Annotated in this window: 6 protein-coding genes; 5 read left to right on the top strand and 1 reads right to left on the bottom strand. The window is 53.2% G+C overall.

The window, feature by feature from the left end:
• Positions 1-474: 474 nt before the first annotated feature.
• Together H6A34_RS02165 and H6A34_RS15370 are read left to right on the top strand one after the other, a co-directional pair.
• Positions 475-825, top strand: coding sequence for a hypothetical protein (locus H6A34_RS02165; protein ID WP_205103166.1), 351 nt, complete (start codon positions 475-477; stop codon positions 823-825).
• Positions 788-2,686, top strand: a complete 1,899-nt coding sequence (locus H6A34_RS15370) for a two-component regulator propeller domain-containing protein (protein ID WP_205103164.1) — start codon at positions 788-790, stop codon at positions 2,684-2,686. Before H6A34_RS02165 ends, H6A34_RS15370 begins: the two co-directional genes overlap by 38 nt.
• Positions 2,687-2,899: 213 nt before the next feature.
• On the opposite strand, the gene H6A34_RS02155 is transcribed toward H6A34_RS15370, so the two are convergent.
• Positions 2,900-3,340, bottom strand: a complete 441-nt coding sequence (locus H6A34_RS02155) for a GlcG/HbpS family heme-binding protein (RefSeq protein ID WP_239480726.1) — start codon at positions 3,338-3,340, stop codon at positions 2,900-2,902.
• A 282-nt stretch (positions 3,341-3,622) separates the two neighbouring features.
• On the opposite strand from H6A34_RS02155, the gene H6A34_RS02150 reads away from it, so the two are divergent.
• From H6A34_RS02150 to H6A34_RS02140, 3 genes are all read left to right on the top strand, one after another.
• Positions 3,623-3,994: a winged helix-turn-helix transcriptional regulator gene (locus H6A34_RS02150; RefSeq protein WP_205103161.1), complete on the top strand. Its 372-nt coding sequence runs from the start codon at positions 3,623-3,625 to the stop codon at positions 3,992-3,994.
• A 131-nt stretch (positions 3,995-4,125) separates the two neighbouring features.
• Positions 4,126-4,944, top strand: coding sequence for a helix-turn-helix domain-containing protein (locus H6A34_RS02145; RefSeq protein WP_205103159.1), 819 nt, complete (start codon positions 4,126-4,128; stop codon positions 4,942-4,944).
• Positions 4,945-5,159: 215 nt separating this feature from the next.
• Positions 5,160-6,326, top strand: coding sequence for an aldo/keto reductase (locus tag H6A34_RS02140; protein WP_420870791.1), 1,167 nt, complete (start codon positions 5,160-5,162; stop codon positions 6,324-6,326).
• The last annotated feature ends 187 nt before the right edge of the window (positions 6,327-6,513 follow it).

The following is a 6,513-nucleotide window of genomic DNA, read 5'->3' as shown; positions in this document are numbered from 1 at the left end:
CTGTTCATCGTTTTTTGTTTTTTTGTTCAACTGCAAATATACGATTTTTACAGCGACTTCCTTTATCTTTCACTTTTTATCCAACAGAACTGCGGATGAACCTAAAAATATCTCATTCCCACAACTTTTTCAATCGTTTTCTTATACCGAACTCACGTTGTTTTAACGTCAATTGTCGCCGCTCTCATGCATAGCGCGCATAGCAGCAACAAGACGGAAGTCATGGTTCTCTGTTTCATAATTACTTTGATTTTTTTGATTAAACTCAGCGTTCGTAAAGTTTTCGGCGGCAAATATACCCTGCAGCCGCCAAAAGCAGTTCCCCGGTTGTTTATCCGGCCCTCCCAAATGTGTAAATACCCAAACGGGCAGGTATTTTTACACATTTGGGAAGCCACGGATTGCCCTGTTGACGATATTTTGTATCTTTGCAATCGTTAAGATACTGTTATGGTTAATTACGTAACTCCCTTTATGAGGCGGACTGTCTGCGCCATATTGTTGTCATTGCTGCTGTCAGTCCCCGTTACCGCTGCCGGCGTCCACCGCTTTTTCAACATCGGGCGCGAAGCCGGGTTGGGCGACCTTGAAGTTGTAGGCATCAGGCGCGACAGCGTAGGCTATATGTGGTTCTACACGCCGCAGGCCACGTTCAGGTACGACGGCTATTCGTTCCTCAGGCATGACGGCCCCGGGCATGGCGCCGCCGACGCCGTGGGGAGCCTCGTCATACCCGAGCTGGGGCAGAGGTGGGCGGCCACCGACAACGACGGGATAGCCATATACGGTGCCGGCGGCGAAATGGCGGGGCCGCCTCAGGCGTGAGGACGGCAATCCGTTCTCGCTGCCGACCAACCATATCACATGCCTGTATCGTGACGGCGACGGCACGGTATGGGTAGGAACCTCAAAGGGCGGGGTGGCTTATTGCAGCGTCTACGGGCTGGATTTTTCGGTTACGGCCCTGCCTCGCCACGAGGACGCGAGCTGCTTCTGGGAGCCGGGCGACGGCAGCCTGTGGATAGGGCTCGACGGCAAGGGTATCGTGCAGCTGTCGGCCGACGGGCGAGTGGCAACCACCATTGACAATACCAACAGCGCCCTGACAAGCAACTCCGTGATAGGAGCCTGCCGTAACGCCGACGGCAGCTTCTATCTTGCCACATACGGCGGCGGTATAGTCAGGTTCGACGGAGGCAGGCTGTCGCGTCCACGGTGGGGCATGCTGCCCAGCGTACGCTATCCGCACAAGATGGCCTACGACGCGCATGGCAACCTGTGGATAGGCTCGGTAAAGGCCGGCCTGACAAGGATAGACGCCTCGGGCCGCGCCACCGTTTACACATACTCTAACAGTGGCCTCAACACCAACACCGTGACCGACGTGGTAAGCGACAGGTCGGGGCGCGTGTTCGTCGCCACGGGCACGGGGTTGGCCTATATATCCGACAGCGGCGGGCGGCAGCGCGTCGTGGCGGCTTCGGCCGATACCTCGGCCACGTCGCTCGGGCGCATGCCCATCACCGCCATCGCCGTTGACGGCCGCCGCATGCTGTGGGTAGGCACGGCCGGCGGGCTGAGGGTGTACGCCTTAGGCGGCGGGGCCCGGCCGGCGTTCAGGTTGCTCAGCGCCCTCGGGCCGTCGGCGGGCGTGGGAGTTGTCAGGGCCATAGCCGAAGACAAGTCGGGAAACATGTGGGTGACGACAGACCGCGGCGTCCTGCAGGTTACGGTGCGGGCCGAGGGCGGCGGCTACCGCTTCGGCTGCCATCCGTATTCCTTCGGCGCTGGCGGCGTCAGGCCCTCATTTGCCAAATATTCGCTCTACTGCACCCGTGGAGGCGACATCATAGCCGGCACCTTCGGCCGGATAGTAAGGATAGACCCGCGTTCGGCAAGACCGTGGAACGCCGCCCGCATGGTAACCGTCACCGGCGTGGCCGTTAACGGGCAGAGCGTCAGGCGGGGCGGAGGCGCAATCCCCGTACTTGACAGCGGCGACGATTTATCCATAAGCGTGTCGTCGTTCGACTATATGCACTCGGCCGACATAAGCTATCTTTACCGCCTCGACGGAGACTCTGCATGGAGTATGGCCGAGGGCAACGTCATAAGCCTAGCCGGCATGGAGCCTGGCGCCCATGTCCTTGAAATAACGACGGGCACGGGCGACGGTGCGCCGCCCGTCACCCGGGTCGACATAGCCGTAAGGCGTCCCGTCATGTGGTCGGCCGTATTCTGGCTGTTGGTGAGCTTCGCCGCCGTGGCCTGCGGCTATGCCTTGCACGTCAGGCGTAAGCCGCGGCGCGCCCATGCCGTAGAGGCGGCTCAGCCGTCGTTCGGCGGCGCCCGCGGGGCCGACGCCGAGTTCGTAGCCCGGGCTACAAGGATAGTTGAGGAGCATTTGGGCGACTTCGAGTTCTCCGTAGAGGATTTCAGCCGGCTGATGTTGGTGAGCCGCAGCTCGCTGTACAAGAAGCTGACAGCCCTTACGGGGCAGTCGCCGCTGGAGTTCATACGCAAGATACGCCTGCGCCGCGGCCGTGAGCTGCTGGCCGGCCGTGGGCTTACGATAGCCGAGGTGGCCTACAGCGTAGGCCTGTCGCCCAAGCAGTTCTCGAAATTCTTTAAGGAGGAGTATGGGGTGCTGCCGTCGAGGATTAACGGCGACGGAACGGAAAAATAAAAGTAAGGCTTACTGTCGGCACGCAACGTGTTGAGCTTCTATAATGCTTGGTGTTATGCCGATATGCAAGCTGCTGATAGTCAATGATTTGCCAAAGCCGTAGCAAAAGGCCGTCTTTTCTCATGTAAAAGACGGCCTTTTGCTTTATCGTTTACGGTTTTTCGCAGAGCTAAAGATAGCCTTTTATAAATCTACAGGATATGTGCCGTTGAGTTATTCTGAGGCGAGCTCATTTAACTTGGCTACGATATATTCTGCTATTTCGCAATCCTGCTCTTTCGTTCCGCCGCCTACACCTATCGCGCCGACAATCTGTCCGTTTATGAATAGCGGGTATCCGCCGGGTACGAGCGTTAGTTTTGAGTCGCAAGTGTTAATTCCCATAAGGTCGCCGTTGTTTGCCACGGCTTTCATCAGCTCTTCCGTAGGAGTCTGGGTGATGGCGGCTGTATAGGCTTTGGCCGGAACGAGCGTGGCGCTCAGTACAAGTGCATCGCCGAAACGTTGGAAAAGACGGGGCAACCCGTCGGCGTCGGCAATGGCAAAGCTTATGTCAAGGTTCATCTTCCGGCTTTTCTCCTTAGCTGCGTTGCGCAGGATTTCACATGTTTCGTCGGTCAGGACTGCCGACGATTGTCTAACATTTTGTGCCATAACATTAATGTAAATTATTAATAATAAGGATAATAAACAAATTCGTCTCATTGTCTTTATGTTTTTGTTTCGCATGCAAAGTTCGTCAATTTGCCGCTTCCGTGCAATAAGGGATAATTTTATCATCGGGTGGAAATTTTACCACCTTTCGGATTTTCGCTATCTTTGTTCTCACGAATATAGGAAGCGGCTCGGCAATGGGACGTCAAAAAAACTTTGTTTTTCTTTCCATTGCGCTCGCCTTTCGCTATATTTGCACAGCGGAATTGCTTAAAATTTGACATGAAATACGAGAGGAAGATACCGATAGACCTCGATTGCGGCGTTACTATTTACCAGATAATGGTTGGCGGTAAATGGAAACCGTATTTGATAAACTGCATGAACTGTGGGCTGAAACGGCCGAGCGAGCTGCTCAGGGCTATACACGGCGCTACGAAAAGGGTATTGGCGCAACAACTTAACGAGATGGAACAGATGGGGCTGGTTACCAAAAGGCTGTACCCGGAAATGCCGCCGCGCGCAGAATATGAACTGACGGAAACGGGCCGTTCGCTGATTCCAATTATCCGCTTGATGGACGAATGGGGATTGAAACATAGTTGCCTGTTCAACGAGAAGGGGCAGTACGTGGGACAAAACCATGGCGGATAATGCCTTGTGGGTGGATTTATATTGTCTTCATTTAGGGTTGAAAGTCACGTCGGTTTATTAATTTGAGCTATACGGCAAAACCTGATTAGGCTTTATATCGTATCTTTGCATAATGGAAACAATGCCGGAATATGGAAAAATACGAAGTCTTTAATTGCTCGAATGTACTCATAGCAAGTTTCTTTACGGACGATGTAGGGTGTGCGCACGATAACAAGGAGCACACGCTGATATACATATGTTCGGGTACGCTGGAGATTGACGATAACGGAACGAAAACCGTCCTGCGTGAGGGCGACTGTGCCTTTATGCGCCGTGACAACAGGATGTGGTTACAGAAAAGGATTGATGACGGAAGGCCCTACCGTTCGGTGGTCTTGAAGTTTTCACGTGCTTTCCTGCGCGAGTTTTACAAGGGCCTTGACAAGAATGCCATTCCGGAAAAGTCGAGACGGGCCAAGCAGAGCCTGTACGTGTTCCCTAAAAACAGACCTGACGTGCACAGCCTTTTCGAGTCGGTACTTCCGTATTTCGATTCAGGGGTGAAGCCGACGGATGACGTGCTGAAGCTAAAGATGACTGAAGGATTATATGTTTTGCTGAATACTGATAAAAGCCTGTACGCATCGCTCTTCGACTTCGTTGAGCCGTGGAAGATCGACATCATTGATTTCCTTAACGAGAACTACATGTATGACTTGTCGATGGATGAGATAGCAAGTTATACAGGCCGGAGCCTTGCCACGTTCAAGCGCGACTTTGCGAAAATCAGCGATCTCACTCCCCGTAAATGGCTGATACGAAGGCGTCTTGAGGCTGCGCATCAACTAATTCTGTCGGGAAAGAGGCAAGTAACTGATGTCTGTTATGTGGTAGGATTCAAGAATCTGTCGCATTTCTCCAAGGTTTACAAGAAGATGTATGGCTGTTCTCCCGTAAACGGCATGTGAGCCGGAAGGCAAAATATATTGAGCCGGAAGGCAAAGCTTACTATATCCATAATCCGTATCTTTGCAGGTGTTGGATGAACATTGATTGATATGGCGGGAACAAAGGACTGATTTCCGTATGGCAGTTATGTGTCATGTCCAATACAGTTATCGTGGTGGCGGTTCGCAATCACGCTGAAGAGAGGAAGATGATAAGTCTTAAAACATAAAGGATTATGATTATGGAAGAATCAGCAGGAAAGAATATCAGCCGTCGTGGATTCCTGAAGACGGCGGCAGCAATTGGTACGGCATTGACCGTAGCTCCGGCATTAGGCAAGATACGTGTTGTCGACAATGCTGTCAACGGCACTTCAGTTGGCGGCGGAAAAGCCGGTGGTGGTTTGCCGCACAGAGTGTTGGGCACGGGCAAGGCAGCGTTTGAAGTTTCGGCTCTGGGATTCGGAGTGATGGGCATGACGTATAACAGGAGCCAGCACCCCGACAGGAAGCAGTGCATACGCTTGCTGCATGAGGCCGTTGACCGTGGCGTGACCCTGTTTGACACGGCCATTATTTACGGCCCGCTAAATAACGAGGAACTGGCTGGCGAGGCGTTGGGCGAGCTAAGGGGAAAGGTGAATGTCACGACGAAATTCGGCCATGAGGTAGTTAACGGAAAGGCCACTGGGCGCCAGGACAGCAGGCCCGCCACCATCCGCAAGTACTGTGAAGACTCATTGCGGCGTTTGCGTACGGACGTCATCCCCATGTTTTACCAACATCGTTTTGACCGTAACACGCCGGTGGAGGACGTTGCCGGCACTATACAAGACCTGATGAAGGAAGGAAAGGTGCTGCATTGGGGCATGTGCGAGGTCAGCGCCGACACGATACGCAGAGCGCATGCCATATGTCCGCTTACGGCCATACAGAGCGAGTACCATCTGATGCACCGTGCGGTTGAGGACAACGGAGTGCTTGACGTATGCCGTGAGTTGGGAATAGGCTTTGTGCCGTACAGTCCGCTGAACCGTGGTTTCCTTGGAGGCGACCTCAATGAATACACCCGATTCGCCCCAGACAACGACAACCGCAACACCTTACCGCGATTTACTCCCGAGGCGATGCGTGCCAATTACAGGATAGTCAACGTGCTGCAACGTTTCGGACGCGAGCGCGGCATGACCTCGGCGCAGCTTGCATTGGGATGGCTGTTGCATAAGGCTCCCTGGATTGTGCCTATACCAGGAACAACAAAGCTGTCGCATCTGGAGGAGAATCTTCGTTCGCTGGATTTTGTACTTACAGCTGACGAATGGAACGAGCTGGAGACCGAGGTGTCTGAAATACCAGTTACAGGCGACAGGTATAATGCCGAGCAACAGCGACAAGTACAGTAAGCGTAGGAATAATCCGACAATATTTTCGGTTTGACGATATTGCCGGATTAACGTGTCTTTATATGCGAATTTCTAAAAGACCGTGTTTCAGCATGCAAGAGATGGCATATTGGGCGACAAAGAGCCGTCTTTTGTGGGCTGAAACACGGTCTTTTGCGTTATGTAGTGTTCAGGAATAAGTAACTGT

Origin of the sequence: Marseilla massiliensis (assembly GCF_016899855.1) — a bacterium.
Classification (GTDB): domain Bacteria; phylum Bacteroidota; class Bacteroidia; order Bacteroidales; family Bacteroidaceae; genus Prevotella.
The sequence above is the reverse complement of the archived record's forward strand: the minus strand, read 5'-3'. Positions and strand labels throughout refer to the sequence as shown.